The organism is Streptomyces sp. NPDC052682, assembly GCF_040678435.1.
In the GTDB taxonomy this organism is placed as follows: Bacteria; Actinomycetota; Actinomycetes; order Streptomycetales; family Streptomycetaceae; genus Streptomyces.
The window spans coordinates 22,059-36,716 of sequence record NZ_JBFATS010000009.1 but is presented as its reverse complement, the minus strand read 5'-3'; the positions used below and the strand labels follow the sequence as shown (position 1 = coordinate 36,716).

Annotated in this window: 11 protein-coding genes; 5 read left to right on the top strand and 6 right to left on the bottom strand. The window is 74.5% G+C overall.

The genetic code is table 11. The features are described 5' to 3' along the window. Nucleotides 1-302 precede the first annotated feature (302 nt). Nucleotides 303-2,687: a hypothetical protein gene (locus AB0K80_RS15870; RefSeq protein ID WP_365669775.1), complete on the top strand. Its 2,385-nt coding sequence runs from the start codon at nt 303-305 to the stop codon at nt 2,685-2,687. Here AB0K80_RS15870 and AB0K80_RS15865 read toward each other — a convergent pair. The 4 genes from AB0K80_RS15865 to AB0K80_RS15850 all read right to left on the bottom strand — a co-directional run bounded on the left by AB0K80_RS15865 (nt 2,657) and on the right by AB0K80_RS15850 (nt 7,358). After that, complete coding sequence (locus AB0K80_RS15865; RefSeq protein ID WP_365669773.1) at nt 2,657-5,101, bottom strand: right-handed parallel beta-helix repeat-containing protein; 2,445 nt, start codon at nt 5,099-5,101, stop codon at nt 2,657-2,659. The two genes, AB0K80_RS15870 and AB0K80_RS15865, sit on opposite strands and share 31 nt — an antisense overlap. 164 nt (nt 5,102-5,265) lie before the next feature. Next, nucleotides 5,266-5,871: a hypothetical protein gene (locus tag AB0K80_RS15860; RefSeq protein ID WP_365669771.1), complete on the bottom strand. Its 606-nt coding sequence runs from the start codon at nt 5,869-5,871 to the stop codon at nt 5,266-5,268. A 192-nt stretch (nt 5,872-6,063) separates the two neighbouring features. After that, nucleotides 6,064-6,891, bottom strand: a complete 828-nt coding sequence (locus tag AB0K80_RS15855) for an MOSC N-terminal beta barrel domain-containing protein (protein ID WP_365669769.1) — start codon at nt 6,889-6,891, stop codon at nt 6,064-6,066. A 41-nt stretch (nt 6,892-6,932) separates the two neighbouring features. After that, nucleotides 6,933-7,358, bottom strand: coding sequence for a DUF6643 family protein (locus AB0K80_RS15850; RefSeq protein ID WP_365669767.1), 426 nt, complete (start codon nt 7,356-7,358; stop codon nt 6,933-6,935). A 296-nt stretch (nt 7,359-7,654) separates the two neighbouring features. On the opposite strand from AB0K80_RS15850, the gene AB0K80_RS15845 reads away from it, so the two are divergent. Then, complete coding sequence (locus AB0K80_RS15845) at nt 7,655-8,986, top strand: TerD family protein (protein WP_365669765.1); 1,332 nt, start codon at nt 7,655-7,657, stop codon at nt 8,984-8,986. 18 nt (nt 8,987-9,004) lie between these two features. On the opposite strand, the gene AB0K80_RS15840 is transcribed toward AB0K80_RS15845, so the two are convergent. Next, the gene (locus tag AB0K80_RS15840) at nt 9,005-10,198 is read right to left on the bottom strand and encodes a glycosyltransferase (protein WP_365669763.1); all 1,194 of its coding nucleotides are present in this window, start codon (nt 10,196-10,198) and stop codon (nt 9,005-9,007) included. Nucleotides 10,199-10,237: 39 nt separating this feature from the next. Between AB0K80_RS15840 and AB0K80_RS15835 the strand changes: the two genes are divergently transcribed. Both AB0K80_RS15835 and AB0K80_RS15830 read left to right on the top strand, forming a co-directional pair. Beyond that, nucleotides 10,238-11,023 (top strand): aspartate/glutamate racemase family protein, encoded by a 786-nt coding sequence (locus AB0K80_RS15835; RefSeq protein WP_365669761.1) that lies wholly within the window; start codon nt 10,238-10,240, stop codon nt 11,021-11,023. 82 nt (nt 11,024-11,105) lie between these two features. After that, nucleotides 11,106-11,654, top strand: a complete 549-nt coding sequence (locus AB0K80_RS15830) for a hypothetical protein (RefSeq protein WP_365669759.1) — start codon at nt 11,106-11,108, stop codon at nt 11,652-11,654. Between the two features lie 63 nt (nt 11,655-11,717). Here the strand turns inward: AB0K80_RS15830 and AB0K80_RS15825 are convergent, their stop codons facing one another. Then, on the bottom strand, nt 11,718-12,770 hold the full coding sequence (locus AB0K80_RS15825; RefSeq protein ID WP_365670281.1) for an O-antigen ligase family protein: 1,053 nt from the start codon (nt 12,768-12,770) through the stop codon (nt 11,718-11,720). Between the two features lie 239 nt (nt 12,771-13,009). Between AB0K80_RS15825 and lnt the strand changes: the two genes are divergently transcribed. Next, entirely contained in the window at nt 13,010-14,620 is a 1,611-nt protein-coding gene (lnt, locus tag AB0K80_RS15820) for an apolipoprotein N-acyltransferase (protein ID WP_365669757.1), read from the top strand. Nucleotides 14,621-14,658: the final 38 nt, after the last annotated feature.

Sequence of the window (14,658 nt, the reverse complement as noted above, 5' to 3'; positions counted from 1 at the left end):
CTGCCGTCCGACACGCCCGGCGCACCTCCCCCCGGGACCGCGGCTCCGCTCGAACCGCGGGACCCCGTCGACAAGGCCATTCTCCTCGGCCCCGGTGCGCGGACGCCCCATCCTCGCACGTCGCCTCACCGACCGTGCCACCACCTGGTCGTCGCGTGCATGCCAGTCGTGGCGGTTTCGTTACCCGTCCGTCACCCGAAGCGGGGAGATTCCGTTACGGGAGGTGTGCGCCGCCTCCGCGGCGGAGATCCTCGACGCCGCACCGACACAGCCGACGGCGCGTCACGGGGGTAGTGCGAACAGTGGAACGTGCGCAGGAACGTGCCTCGACCGGCGGGACCGACCGTCCCGGGACCGACCGTCCCGGGACCGGAGCGGCCTTGGAGCTGCTGGTCCACGGAGTCGGTGGCACCACGCCGCAGGAGATGCTGAACGATCCGCGGACCGAGCGGATCACCGGTGACGACATCGCGGCCGTCTTCCGGCGTGCCGACGACGTCGACGCCGAGAGCCGGCCCGAGCGCCGGCGCGACGGACCGGTGCCCGAGGCCTACGTCTGGTGCAACCTCACCTCCGGAAACGGCACCCGCGCCCTGTGGCTGTTGCTGCTGCCGTTCATGGTGGTCAACCTCGCCCACTGGATGCGTCCCGCCTCCGGCGGCCGCAGACGCACCATCCGCCTGTACGGGCTGCTGGTGCGCCTGACCGCCCTGACCCTGACGGTGCTGCTCGTGGCGGCGGCCTGCGAGGTCGCCCTCGACCTGGTCGCCTGGCAGTGCGCGGGCACGCGCGCGTGCGCCGACCGGCACTCCTGGCTCGGCTTCCTGTCACCCACGGTCTCCGACGGCTGGTGGAGCCACCCCGGGCGCCGGCTCGCCCTGGCGGCCCTGGTGCCGGCCGCGCTGACCGGGCTGCTGTGGTACCTGTCCCTGCGCACCTGGAGCGCCTACGAGTCCCAGCAGCCCATGGCCCGCGTGCCGGAGCCCGACGAGGACACCGGCCGCACCGCCCTGAGCCGCCCCGGCTTCTGGTACGGCCGCCGCCTGGTGGCCCGCCTGCGCGCCGCGCACACCGCCGCCGGCCTGCTGACGGTCGCCGCGGCCGTCGGCACCGCCGCCGCCCGGCACGACCAAGAGCCCGGCGGTCCCGTCGTCCTGGAGATCCTCGGGCTGCTCCTGGAGACGGCGCTCGTGGCCGGCGCGCTCGCCGTGGTCTGGGTGGTCTGCCGCCGGGGCCGCACCGAGAACCGCCTGGACAGGGAACTGGACAAGCACCTCGTCCGTCTCCTGCCGCTCGCCGCCCTCGCCCTGCTCGCCCTCACCCTGGTGTACGCCGGCTGGGACCGCCCGGGGTGGGAGTCGTCCGGCCGGCTGCCGGGGGACGCGGCCTTCGGCGGTATCGCCCTGGCCCAGGGGCTGCTCGTCGTCGTCCTGGCCGTGGTCGCCCACCTGCTGTACCGGACACGGCCCGACCCGCGTGCCGTGCTGCGGGGCCTGGGCGGGCCCGCGGTGGCGATGCTGGCCTGCGCGCTGGGCGGGGTGATGTCCGGCGGAGTGGCCCAGCGGGTGTCCGACTGGCTGGACGGCACCGGCCTGCCGGACGGCACCGGCCCCGCCTTCGCCGGTCCGCCGGTCCTGCTGACCTGGCAGGCCTCGGTGATCCCGCTGCTGCTGCTCGTCCTGCTCGTGCTGTGCGGCCGGCTGGTCCGGCGCGCCTGGCGGCTCGCCCGGGCCGAGCGCGCCGCCGTCGAACGCGACTACCCCGACGAGGCCGGGGACCCCGGCCGCACCCGCCGTATCGCCTCGGCCCGGGCCATGGCCACGCTCACCGACCGGACGCCCCTGCTCGTCGGCGTCACCTCAGCGGCGACCCTGCTGCTGGGCGCCGCGGCCCTGCTCGGCGCCCTCACCGACAAGACCCCGGGCCAGGCCACGGAGCACGCGCCCGCCCTGGTGCACGGCGCCGCCGAGACCGCCGAGGCACTCGGCTCCTGGCTGATCGGGCTCGGCTTCCTGCTGTTCGTCACCTGGGGCCGGCGCGCCTACAAGGACGCCTCCGCGCGGCGCACCATCGGCATCCTGTGGGATGTGGGCACCTTCTGGCCGCGCGCCGCCCACCCCTTCGCCCCGCCCTGCTACGCCGAGCGGGCCGTACCCGACCTGACCTGGCGGGTGGCGACCTGGACCCGGGTCACCGGCGGGCGGCTGGTCATCTCCGGGCACTCGCAGGGCAGCGTGCTCGCCGCGGCCGCCGCCTGGCAGCTCACCCCGTCCACCCGCCGCCGGGTCGCGCTGCTGACGTACGGCTCCCCGCTGGAGCGGCTGTACGGCCGCTGGTTCCCGGCCCACTTCGGCCCGGCCGCGCTCGCCTCGCTGCACCAGGACGTCGACTGCTGGCGCAACCTGTACCGGCTCACCGACCCCATCGGCGGCCCGGTGCGGCTGTCCGGCGGCTGCGGCCCCGAGGTGGACCACGCGCCCCTCAAGGACCCCCTCGCCTACGGCCGCACCGAGCTGCATCCGCTGCCCTCGCCGATCCTCGGCCACTCCGGCTACCAGGCGGACCCTGCTTTCGCCGAGGAACGGCGGCGTCTGCTGGCCCGGCTGCGGCCCGGCGTACCGGCGCCCCGGCACACCGGGTCCGGGGACGGGGAGCCTCAGGGCAGCTCGGGCAGGTCCTCCGCGTAGAGCAGGCTCAGGTCGTCCGTGCTCGGGTCGTCCAGCTGGGCGACCCGGCTCGCGTGCCGCTCCACCATCGCCTCGAACGTCTGCCGCGCGGTACGGCCGTTGCCGAACGCCGGGCCCTTGGGGATCTCGGTGAAGTACTTCAGCAGGGCCTCCGCCGCGCCCGGCGCCAGCCGGTACTCGTGCTCCTCGGCCTGCTGCTCCACGATCCGCAGCAGCTCCTCGGGGCCATAGTCGCCGAAGGTGATGGTCCGTGAGAAACGGGAGGCGACACCGGGGTTGACCGACAGGAAGCGTTCCATCTCGGCCGTGTAGCCCGCCACGATCACCACCACCGCGTCCCGGTGGTCCTCCATCAGCTTCACCAGCGTGTCGATGGCCTCCTTGCCGAAGTCGCGACCGGCGTCCTCGGGGGAGAGCGCGTACGCCTCGTCGATGAACAGCACGCCGCCGCGCGCCTTCTCGAAGGCCTCCTGGGTGCGGATCGCGGTGGAGCCGATGTGCTCGCCGACCAGGTCGACCCGGGACACCTCGACCAGGTGGCCCTTCTCCAGCACCCCGAGGGAGGCGAGGATCTCGCCGTACAGGCGGGCGACCGTGGTCTTGCCGGTGCCGGGGGAGCCGGTGAAGACCAGGTGCCGCTTGACGGAGGCCGCCTTCAGGCCCGCCTGCTGCCGGCGCCGGCCCACCTCGATCATGTCGGTGAGCGCGCGCACCTCGCGCTTGACGCTCTCCAGGCCCACCAGCGCGTCGAGTTCGCCGAGCACGTCCTTGGAGGTGCGCACCGGCCGGCCGGGGCCGGGCTCCGGGGCCGCGGCGGGCGGCTCCTGCTCGGCGCGCGGCGCGGGCACCGCGCCCAGCAGGCCCAGGGAGTGGCCGGACGTCTGCACGGCCGCCTCCCGCGCCACCGGCGGCGTCCTGACGCCCCCGCTCTCGTCGCTCGTGCAGTCCTCGACGACGGGACCCGAGCCGGCCGCCCCGTCCGCGCCGCCGTCGGCGAACTCGTACCCGCCCCGCGCGCACCGCTCCGTGCGGCACTTGCGCAAGGTGGTACGGCTGCCGTCGATCACATGGAAGCCGTAGCCGCCGCTGCCGGTCACCCGGCAGTTGAGGAAGCTGCCGCGGCCGCCGGCCGAGACGTAGACCCCGGCCTCCGCCGGGGAGTCGACCGTGCAGCGCTCGACGGTGGGGTCGGCGCCCTTGGTGACGATCACGCCGGTCTGGGTGCCGTCGAGGGTGCAGTTGCTGAGGGTGCCGCCGCTGCCGTGGTCGCGGAACCAGGCGCCCGTCACCGCGTCCCGGATCCGGCAGTCGTCGAGCTGGGCGGTGGCGCCGTCGCTCACCGACACGGCCGTGTTGCGCACTTGGGACAGGTCACTGTCGACGACGTCCGCGCGCGAGCCCCGGTCGAGGACGAACAGCGCGTCCGGCACATCGTGCACCCGGCACGAGTCGAGCACCGCCGTGGCGCCGTCGCTGACCCACACCGCCGGGTAGTCGCCGGTGCTGTCGAAGATCTCGCACTGGTGGGCGTCCACGCGCGTGCCCGGGTCCCACACCGACAGGCCGTTGCGGCCGAACTGCCGCACGGTGCTGCGTGTCAGGGTGAGCACCGAGCGGGAGCGCAGGTCGATGGCGTTCTCGGGGATGTCGTGGATACGGCAGTCGGCGAGGGTGAGCACCGCGTCCGTGTCGAGCGTGACACCGTCGGCGGTCGTGCGGTGCACATCGCAGTCGGTGAGGTGGGCGGTGGCCCGGCCGGTGACCTGGATGCCGCTGCCGCGCACCTCGTACACCTCGCAACCCACCGCCTCCAGCGCGGAGTTCTCGCCGGTCGCCGACAGGCCCGAGCCGGAGACGTGGTGGATCCGGCAGCGGTCCAGACGCGGGTGGGCGCCGCCGCGCACCGCGACGCCCGCCTGCCCGGCCGCGACGACCTCGCACTCCTCGAACACCCCGCCCCCGCCGTCGAGGACGGCGATGCCGATGCCGGCCGGGTTGTCGACCGTGCACCGGCGCACCGTCGGCCGGGCGCTGCCGCGCACCTCGATCCCGGTCGCGGACCGGGTCACGACCCGCACGTCCCTCAGCTCCGGCGTGCCCTCCTCGACCAGCACCGCCGGGGCGGCCGCGTCCTGGCCCTCCACGTGCAGGTCCTGGACGACCGCGGAGGCACGCACGGTCAGCGGCACTCCGTCCACGGGCGCGATCCGCACCGAGCCGGGGGAGCCCTCGGGGCCGCGCAGGGTGACCGCCCGCTGCACGACGAGGTTCTCCCGGTAGGTGCCGGGAGCGACGGTGAGGACGTCACCGTCGGCCGCGGCCTCCAGGGCGGCGGCGAGCGATGCGTACTCACCCGTGCGGCGCCGCCACCGCGACGTGCCGGTGTGCGTCACCTGGACCGTGCCCTGTGCCATGGTGTAGCTGTGCCCCCACCTCGTCGTAACTGATGGCTCTTCGCCTACGGGGCGCCGCCCCTACGGCTTGCTCACGCGCGGTTGTTGCCGATGGGTTCGGCCGGTCAACCGTAGCGTGCGCGCGCGGGGTGGGTTGACCAGAGTCGCAGAAGCGTCGGCGCCGGTCAGCTGCCCGTGCCGGTCCTGCCCCAGTCCGGGCCTGCCCTGTCCCAGGCCTGGTCCCAACGAGCGTACCGGCGGCGGATCATGCGCCAGACGATCAGCCGTCTGCCGCCCTCGACGAGGCCCGCGGTCGCCAGGGCCGCGCCGAGCCCGGCGAGGACCGCGTGCGTGGTCGCGGTCGCCGAGTCGAGCGGGCGGGCCACCAGCCCGCCGTGCCGGTCGGTCCATATCCGGAAGTGGTCGCCCTGGTGAGCGGTTCTCAGGCTCGCGACGACCGTGCCGCGGTGGTCGGTGCCGTCCGGCGCCGTCCACACGGCGAGGACGCGGTTGCGCAGGTCCCGTCCGGTGGAGGTCTCCGGGTCCGCGTCGAGGGGGGAGTCGTCCAGCGCGCGCACCACGGTGGCCGTGACCAGGTGCCGGTTCTGGTGCTGGGTGTGGACGGAGCGCTGGAGGGCGTCCTGGGCGGCGTCGCCGACCAGCGAGCCGATGACCGGCGCGGCGAGGAGGACCAGGAGCAGCGCCACCAGGGCCAGCCAGGCCTCGGCCAGATCGGTCGCGCGGCACAGCGGATTGTGCCGCCAGCGCCAGAGTCCGCTGATCGCCCGCACGTCCGCACCCCCTTCCCGCTCCGTGACGGCCCGCGGCGGAGCCGTCCACGCGAGGGCCCGGGGAGCCTCGTCTCGCGCCGGGACCTCTCATGAACTTCTCACGAAAGGCCAACGCGCGGGGCCCGGGCGCGGTTCCCACATGTGATCGACGGCTCTCCTGTCCGCATCACTCGAAGATCTGTCGTGTGCGCGTCACTCGAGGATCCGCACCGGATCACCGACCCGGATCGTGCCGCGGGACAGGGGCACCAGGTTCTGCCCGAAGAGGAGTCTGCCGCCCAGGCGGCGGTGCCGTCCCAGCGTGTGCAGGGGCTCCCGGCCGCGTTCGGCCGTGGTCTGGTCGGTCGTGGTCACCACGCAGCGCCCGCAGGCCTTGGCCACCCGGAAGGACACCTCGCCGACGGCGATGCGCGACCAGTCGTCCTCGGCCCACGCGGCGGTGCCCGCCACCACCACGTTCGGCCGGAAGCGGTTCATGGGCAGCGGGCCCTCCTGGGCGTGCTCGCCCTGGGCGATCAGGGCGTTGAGGGCGTCCAGCGAGGCCGTGGTCGTCACCAGCAGCGGGTAGCCGTCGGCGAAGGAGACGGTCTCGCCCGGCAGGGCGTACTCAGGGTCGACGGGCCGGCGCACGGCGGGATCGTCCATGTGCACCAGGCGCACGGCCGCGCCGAGATAGGCGCTGCACCAGGCGTGCGCGGCCGCGTCCTCGGCGGGGACCGCCTCGACCTTGTCGCCGAAGACATCGGCCACGACCGTGTCCGCCGGCTGCGGCACCCGCACGGTCAGCGGCTCCATGCCGGGCGCGGACAGCCGTAGGCCGCCGCCGGGCAGGAGCTCGGCGGCGGCCAGGGCGAGACGTGGCTGCCGGCGTTGCGTGACGACCTTTCCCCCGTCGTCGATCAGCACCCAGCGCCGGTCTCCGGCCAGCCCCCAGGGCTCCACGACGGCCTCCCGGGGCGACAGGGACCGGAAGGCCTTGACCGGATGGACGTGGATCGAGTGCAGATACGCGTGCGCCATGGGGTCATCGTGCCAGGCGGCACCGACGACCCGGGGCCCGGTCAGTAACCGCGGTACTGCTGGTTGTTGTACGGGTCCTGGTAGGGAGCGGGCCGCGGAGCGGCGGGGCGCATCGCCTCGTAGCCCGCGGCGGCCGGTGCGGGGCGGGGCGGCTGGGCCTGCGGTCCCGGGTAGCCGCGCGGCGCCGTGGCCTGCTGCGGGATGTACGCCGCGGGGGCCTGCTGCAGCGGGGCCGGTTGGGGCGCCTGCGGATAGCCGTAGGCGGGCTGCGCCGGGGCCGACGGGAGGGCGGGCAGCGCCGACGGCAGCGCGGGCAGGTGGCTGCTCGGTGTGTCGTACGGGGCGGGCACCCGGATCGGGGCGATCTGCGGGGTGCCCCGCTCCTTGACGAGCGAGTCGTAGATCGGGGTGTCCGGGAAAGAGGCGGAGTAGTAGCCGCCACCATAGGTGGAGCCGGGGGAGGTCATGGCACATAAGTTAAGCCCACGATGTGCTGGTTGGGGAGACCGATAAGAGGGTTGTTTTCCGCGTCCCCGGTGACGCCGGATCGCCAATGCGAGCGAACATGGCCAAAAAGGGGCGCTGAGCAGGGTTCGGATCATGTAAAGGGCGAGTTCCGGAGGGGTTACCGAGGGTCGGCCGCCGGTGTTTCCGTGCTTCTCATGGGAGTTCGGTGTCCGGGGGAATAGGTTGTGCGCACGGAACCCGATGGACCGCCGGCTGTGGCCTGGCGCGGTGACACGTGATGGGGGCGGGCATGTCAATGCTGAAAGGTTCAAATACCGCGGTGCCGACCACGGCGTTGCGCGTGGAAGTGGGCTGGCGGTCCGGCGCGGGCGTGCCCGACGCGGACGCCTCGGCGCTGCTCCTGGTCGGCGGAAAGGTCCGTTCCGACGCCGACTTCGTCTTCTACAACCAGCCGGCGCACGCCTCGGGCGCGATCCGGCACGAGGGCAAGCGGGACGCCGGCGGCCGGGTGACCGACACGCTGCTGGCCGATCTCGCGCGCGTGGAGCCATCGATCGAGACCGTCATCATCGCCGCCTCCGCCGACGGCGGCACGTTCGGGCAGGTCCCCGGCCTGTACGTCGAGGTCCGCGACGCCGCCCAGGGCACCGTCGTGGCCCGCTTCGACAGCACCGGCGCCACCACCGAGACCGCCTTCGTGCTCGGTGAGTTCTACCGCCGTCAGGGCGCCTGGAAGTTCCGCGCCGTAGGCCAGGGTTACAGCAGCGGACTGGAGGGTCTGGCCACCGACTACGGCATCACCGTCGACGAACCGCAGCACGCCGCTCCCGCGGCGCCGTCGACGGCCACCCCGCCGCCGGCGCCGTCCCCGTACGTGAGGCAGCCCGCCGTCCCGGCGCCCTCCCCGTACGCGACGCAGCCCGCCGTCCCGGCCCCCTCCCCGTACGCCACGCAGCCGAGCGCCCCGCCGCCCGCGGCCGCGCCGCCGGTCCGCCTGACCAAGGTGACGCTCACCAAGGCGGCCCCCTCGGTGTCGCTGACCAAACAGGGCGGCACCTCCGGCGCGCTGCGCGTGAACCTCAACTGGCAGGTGCGCAAGCAGTTCTCCGGATGGGGCAGCAAGTTCGGCCGCCCGGCCGCGATGCACGCGGACCTCGACCTCGACCTGTGCGCGCTGTACGAACTCACCGACGGCAGCAAGGGCGTGGTGCAGGCCCTCGGCAACGCCTTCGGAGCGCTGCACCAGCCGCCCTACATCCACCTCGACGGCGACGACCGCACGGGCGCCGTGGAGACCGGTGAGAACCTCACCGTCAACCTCGACCACAAACACGTCTTCCGGCGCATCCTGGTGTTCGTCACCATCTACGAGGGCGCGCGCTCCTTCGCCGACCTGCACGCCACCGTCACCCTCACCCCGCAGCACGGCGCCCCGATCGACTTCTCGCTCGACGAGTGCACCGTCCCCTCCCCGGTGTGCGCGCTCGCCCTGATCACCAACACCGGCGGCGACCTCGTCGTCCAGCGCGAGGCGCGCTACCTGGTGCCCGAGCGCGGGGTGAGCCCGCAGCGGACCGTCGACTACGCCTACGGATGGGGCATGAACTGGACGCCCGGCAGGAAGTGACCCGCCGCGCGCGGGAGTTCAGCCCTCGTCGGGGACGGCGTCCGGACGCGCGTAGGTGCGGCCCTTCCAGGCCGCACCCCGTCCCCGGTAGTGCTGCACCGCCGAGTCGACCGTCATCAGCAGGTAGAGGAACGCGGTGAACGGCAGCAGGGGAGCGAGCCACAGGGGCTGCCGGTAGTACCGCAGCATCGGAACGTACGTCCCCGCCATCATGAGCCACGCCGCCGCGCCGAAGCCGGCTGCCGCCGGGCTCCCCGCGGCCGGGCCCACGACGACCGCCAGTGGCGGCACCAGGTACACCAGCGTCAGCCCGGCGACCGTACCGGCCAGCACCAGCGGGTTGTGCCGCAGCTGCGCGTACGCGCTGCGCGCGACCATCCGCCACAGGTCGTGCAGCCGCGGATACGGGCGCACGCTGTCCACCCGGTCCGCCAGCCCCAGCCACACGCGGCCCCCGCCCCGCTTGACCGCCCGGGCCAGGGCCACGTCGTCGATGACGGCGTGCCGGATGGCGTCCGGGATCCGCGCCCGCTCGGCGGCCTCGGTGCGCAGCAGCACACAGCCGCCCGCGGCGGCCGCCGTCCGCGTCCCGCTCCGCCCGATCCACCGGAAGGGGTAGAGCTGCGCGAAGAAGTAGACGAAGGCCGGCACCACCAGCCGCTCCCACGCGCTTGCCACCCGGAGCCGGGCCATCTGGGAGACGACGTCCAAGCCGCCGGTGTGCGCCGCCGCGACCAGCTGCCGCAGACTGTCCGGCGCGTGCGCGATGTCGGCGTCGGTGAGCAGCAGGTACTCCGGCGCACGCGCGCGTGCCAGGCCGACGCCGTGCCGCACCGCCCACAGCTTGCCCGTCCAGCCCGCGGGCGGCTCACCCGGCGAGGACACCGTCAGCGGCAGCCCGCCGTGCCGGCGCGCCAGCGCGCGCGCCAGGTCCCCGGTGCCGTCGCTGCTGCCGTCGTCGACGAGGAACACCTCGGCCCGCCCCGGGTAGTCCTGGGCGAGCAGGGACGGCAGACTCGCGGGCAGCACCGCCGCCTCGTCCCGGGCCGGTACGACGACGCACACGTCCGGCCACGCCCCTGGCAGCTCGCGGGGCGGCAGCCGGACGTCCGTCCGCCAGAAGAAGCCCTGGCCGAGCAGCAGCCACAGCCAGGCGGCGAGGGACAGGGCGGCGATCCACGAAACGGCGCTCACGCGCGCAGTCTGCCCCACGGGCGAGGCCGCGAGACGCTCATCGTCTATCGTGGCCGGGTGAAGATCGCGCTCATGGACTCCGGAATCGGTCTGCTCGCGGCCACCGCCGCGGTACGGCGTCTCCGCCCCGACGCCGATCTCATCCTCTCCCTCGACCCCGACGGCATGCCGTGGGGACCGAGGACCCCCGAGGACCTGACCGAGCGGGCCCTGGCCGTGGCGGACGCGGCGGCCCGGCACCGGCCCGACGCCCTGATCGTCGGCTGCAACACCGCCACCGTGCACGCGCTCACCGCCCTGCGGGCCCGCCACGAACCCGGGCTGCCGGTCATCGGCACCGTCCCGGCGATCAAACCGGCCGCGGCCGGTGGCGGGCCCCTCGCCATCTGGGCGACCCCGGCCACCACCGGCAGCCCGTATCAGCGCAACCTGATCCGCGACTTCGCCGACGGCGTGCCCGTGACGGAAGTGCCCTGCTGGGGCCTGGCCGAAGCCGTGGAGCGGGCGGACGAGGCCGCGATCGACGCGGCCGTCGCCGCCGCGGCCGCGCTCACCCCCGAGGACGTGACGACCGTCGTCCTGGGCTGCACGCACTACGAACTCGTCGCCGAGCGCATCCGGGCCGCCGTACAGCGGCCCGACCGCCCGCCGCTCGTCCTGCACGGCTCGGCGGGGGCCGTGGCCGCCCAGGCGTTGCGCCGCCTCGGCGCCCAGCCGGCCCCGCAGGCCCCGGCCGAGGGCACGCTGACCGTGCTGCTGAGCGGACGCGAGGGCACGCTGCCCGCCGCCGCCCTCGCCTACGAGGAAGGCCGCCTGCTGACGACGGCGGCCCCCGCCCGGTGACCGACGAGCCGTACGCCCGGCCGGCACGGTCACGCTGCGCGACGGGGTACCCGCGCAGCGAAACCTGAGTAACCTCGTAGCCATGAGGGACCACCGCCACGGCGAACACGCCCCGCACCCCGACGTCTGGACCGGCCACGCCACCAACCGGTTCCAGTGGGTGCTGGCGCTCGCCGGAGCCGCGTGCATGGCGCTCGGCATCCAGCTGGCCGTCGAATCCCCCTGGACGTCCGGCACCGCCCCGCTGGTCATGGCCGTCGTCGGATGCATCGCCGCCGGGCTGCTGGTCCTCTTCGGCACGCTGGCGTTCGTGCACGTCGCCCTGCGGGTCGACAAGGAGTGGCTGGAGGTGCGCTGCGGCCACATCGGCGTGCCGCGCCGCCGCATCCCGCTCTCCCAGGTCGCGGGCGCCGAGTACGCCTCCCACGTCACCCCGCGGCACTGGGGCGGCTGGGGATATCGCTGGCGGCCCGAGAAGGGCACCGCCGTCGTCGTCCGGCGCGGTGAGGGCGTCGTCCTGCGGCTGTGGGACGGGCACACCTTCACGATCACCGTGGACAACGCGGAGGCGGCCGTACGGGTCATCAAGGAGCGGCTGCGGCCTCCGGCGCCGGGCGCCGCCGCGCACTGAGGCGTCGCCGCGCCGTGGGCGCAGCACAAGACGGGCCCGGATTCGGGTCACCGGTGCCGCCGGTCACCACGCTGCGGGCGTGACCGCAGCATCCGGTTCCGGGGCGGCGGCGAGGGGGCGGGCCGTGGCGATTCCCGCCAGTACGCCCGCGCCCACCGACACCGCCGTGAAGCTCAGCGCGTTGCCGACCGAGGCGACGACGGCGAGTGCCGTCAGGGCCGCGCCCGCGGTGAGCACCACAGGGGTGGGCCGCGGGGAGCGCCACAGCGCGTACACCACCCAGCCGAAGACCGCCGCCAGCAGCACCACGCCCACGACGCCCTGCTCGGCCGCCTGCTGCAGGGGCGCCGAGTGGGCCTTGCCGTCGGACAGCGGCGACTGGGCCGCCGTCGCACTCAGCTCCCCGAACCGCCCCGGTCCCACGCCCAGACCGGCGTTCTGGCGCACCATGCGCAGGGCGTCGCCCCACAGCCCGACACGGTGGGGGGTGAGCCGACCCTCCAGCGACGCCGCGAGTCCGTCCGGGACCGCCCGCGCGGCCATCGCCCAGGTCAGGCCGGTCACCACGGCGGTCACGGCGGCCAGTGCGACGAGGGCCGGGCCGCGGCGGCGGACCCGGCCGGCGGCCAGGGAGCACAGCAGCACCGCCGCGCAGGCGGCGGTTGTCGTGACCGAGCCGAGCGCGGCCGCCGTGACCGCCGTCGCGGCGGCCGACAGGCGCAGCACGATCCGCACGGCCGGGACACCGCTGGCCCAGGCCGCGCAGCACGCGGCACCGGCCGCCAGCGTGAGCACGGCCGCCGTGGCTCCGGCGTGGCCCAGGGGCGCGTCGATCCGCGGCCCCGGAGCCGGCTGAGGAACCGCCACGGTCAGGCCGATGCCGGCCAGCGCCCCGGCCGAGGGCGCGGCGACCGGCAGCAGCGCCCCTGCGATCCGCCCGGCGGCATAACCGGCGGTCACGGCCAGTACCGCGAGCAGCATGCCCTCGGGCCGGCCGTCCCGCACAGCCGCGGTGATCAGCGACCAGCCCGCACAGGCCCCGAGCACCACGACGCCCGCCGCGCCGACACCGTCGCGTCTGTCGTCCTCGGCCTGCGCACCGGCCGCGGACACCATTCCGATGAGACCCACCCCGCCCCCCCGCATCCCGTCGCCCCCGACCAGTGACGGGCCCCGTCCCGGGCCGGTCACCGGCCGCACGACACAGGCACCGGGACACCGTAACGGCTGGTGGGCGGTTTGGGGATGTGTCGTGAACCAGCTGTGCAGAAACGGTACGGCTCGTGTGGGTGGCCCGGGTCCCGCCCTGTGGACCACGCTGTCCGCGTCAAGGTCACGGGCCGTACACTCCCTGCGTGACCGTCACCGCAACATCCGCCGGCGCGCAGGGCCAGCTTCCGCCGCAGGCCGCGCCCGCGGCCCGGGGCCGGAGGCTGCTGCGCCTCGTTCCGGCCGCCGCAGCCGGGCTGTCCGGGCTGCTCCTCTACGTGAGTTTCCCGCCGCGCACCCTGTGGTGGCTGGCACTGCCCGCCTTCGCCGGCTTCGGCTGGGTGCTGCGCGGACGCGGCTGGAAGGCGGGCCTCGGTCTCGGTTACCTCTTCGGTCTGGGATTCCTGCTGCCGCTGCTGGTGTGGACGGGCGTCGAGGTCGGCCCCGGACCGTGGCTCGCCCTCGTCGCGATCGAGGCGCTCTTCGTGGCACTGGTCGGCGCGGGCGTCGCCGCCGTCTCCAGGCTGCCGGGCTGGCCGGTGTGGGCGGCGGCCGTGTGGATCGCCGGCGAGGCGGCACGCGCGCGTGTGCCCTTCCACGGCTTCCCCTGGGGCAAGATCGCGTTCGGCCAGGCGGACGGCGTGTTCCTGCCGCTCGCCGCGGTGGGCGGCACCCCGGTCCTCGGCTTCGCGGTCGTCCTGTGCGGCTTCGGGCTGTACGAGATCGTGCGGCTGGCCGTGGACAGGCGGCGCACCGGCACCGTACGACGGGCCGCGGCGGCCGTCGGCCTGCTCGGCGTCGCCGTCCCGGTCGTGGGCGCCGTGGCCGCGCGCCCGCTGGTCAGCGACAAGGCGGAGGACGGCACCGCGACCGTCGCGGTCATCCAGGGCAACGTGCCCCGCCTGGGCCTCGACTTCAACTCCCAGCGGCGGGCCGTGCTCGATTACCACGCGCGTGAGACGGAGCGCCTGGCCGCCGAGGTCAAGGCCGGCAAGGTCGCCAAACCCGACTTCGTGCTGTGGCCGGAGAACTCCTCCGACATCGATCCCTTCGCCAACCCCGACGCGCGCGCCGTCATCGACACGGCCGCCAAGGCGATCGGCGCCCCCATCTCGGTCGGCGGGGTCGTCGAACGCGACGGCAAGCTGTTCAACGAGCAGATCCTGTGGGACCCCGTCAAGGGCCCCGTCGACACCTACGACAAGCGGCAGATCCAGCCCTTCGGCGAGTACCTGCCGCTGCGCTCGCTGATCGGGGCGATCAACAGCAACTGGACGAGCATGGTCCGGCAGGACTTCAGCCGGGGCACCGAGCCAGGTGTGTTCACCATGGACGGTGCCAAGGTCGGCCTCGTCACCTGCTACGAGGCCGCGTTCGACTGGACCGTGCGCTCCGAGGTGCAGGACGGCGCACAGCTGATCTCCGTACCGAGCAACAACGCGACCTTCGACCGCAGCGAGATGACCTACCAGCAGCTCGCCATGTCCCGGGTCCGCGCCGTCGAGCACAGCCGGACCGTGACCGTGCCGGTGACCAGCGGCGTCAGCGCGATCATCATGCCGGACGGCAGGATCACCCAGAAGACCGGCATGTTCGTGGCGGACTCGCTGGTGCAGAAGGTGCCGCTGCGCTCCTCCCGGACGCCCGCCACGCAGCTGGGCATCCTCCCGGAGATCGCCTTGGTGCTGGTGGCCGCCGGCGGACTGGGCTGGGCGGTCGGAGCCGGGCTGCGCGCGCGGCGGGCGGGTGACGCGTAACCGTACGCCGGTCGCACATCGGCCGAACCGCACCGGGG

Bases quoted from the DNA above. Each gene is read 5' to 3' on its own strand.
- AB0K80_RS15865 (WP_365669773.1), bottom strand. From the start codon at position 5,101: ATGGCACAGGGCACGGTCCAGGTGACGCACACCGGCACGTCGCGGTGG.
- AB0K80_RS15855 (WP_365669769.1), bottom strand. From the start codon at position 6,891: ATGGCGCACGCGTATCTGCACTCGATCCACGTCCATCCGGTCAAGGCC.
- AB0K80_RS15850 (WP_365669767.1), bottom strand. From the start codon at position 7,358: ATGACCTCCCCCGGCTCCACCTATGGTGGCGGCTACTACTCCGCCTCT.
- AB0K80_RS15830 (WP_365669759.1), top strand. From the start codon at position 11,106: ATGAGGGACCACCGCCACGGCGAACACGCCCCGCACCCCGACGTCTGG.
- AB0K80_RS15845 (WP_365669765.1), top strand. From the start codon at position 7,655: ATGCTGAAAGGTTCAAATACCGCGGTGCCGACCACGGCGTTGCGCGTG.
- AB0K80_RS15825 (WP_365670281.1), bottom strand. From the start codon at position 12,770: ATGGTGTCCGCGGCCGGTGCGCAGGCCGAGGACGACAGACGCGACGGT.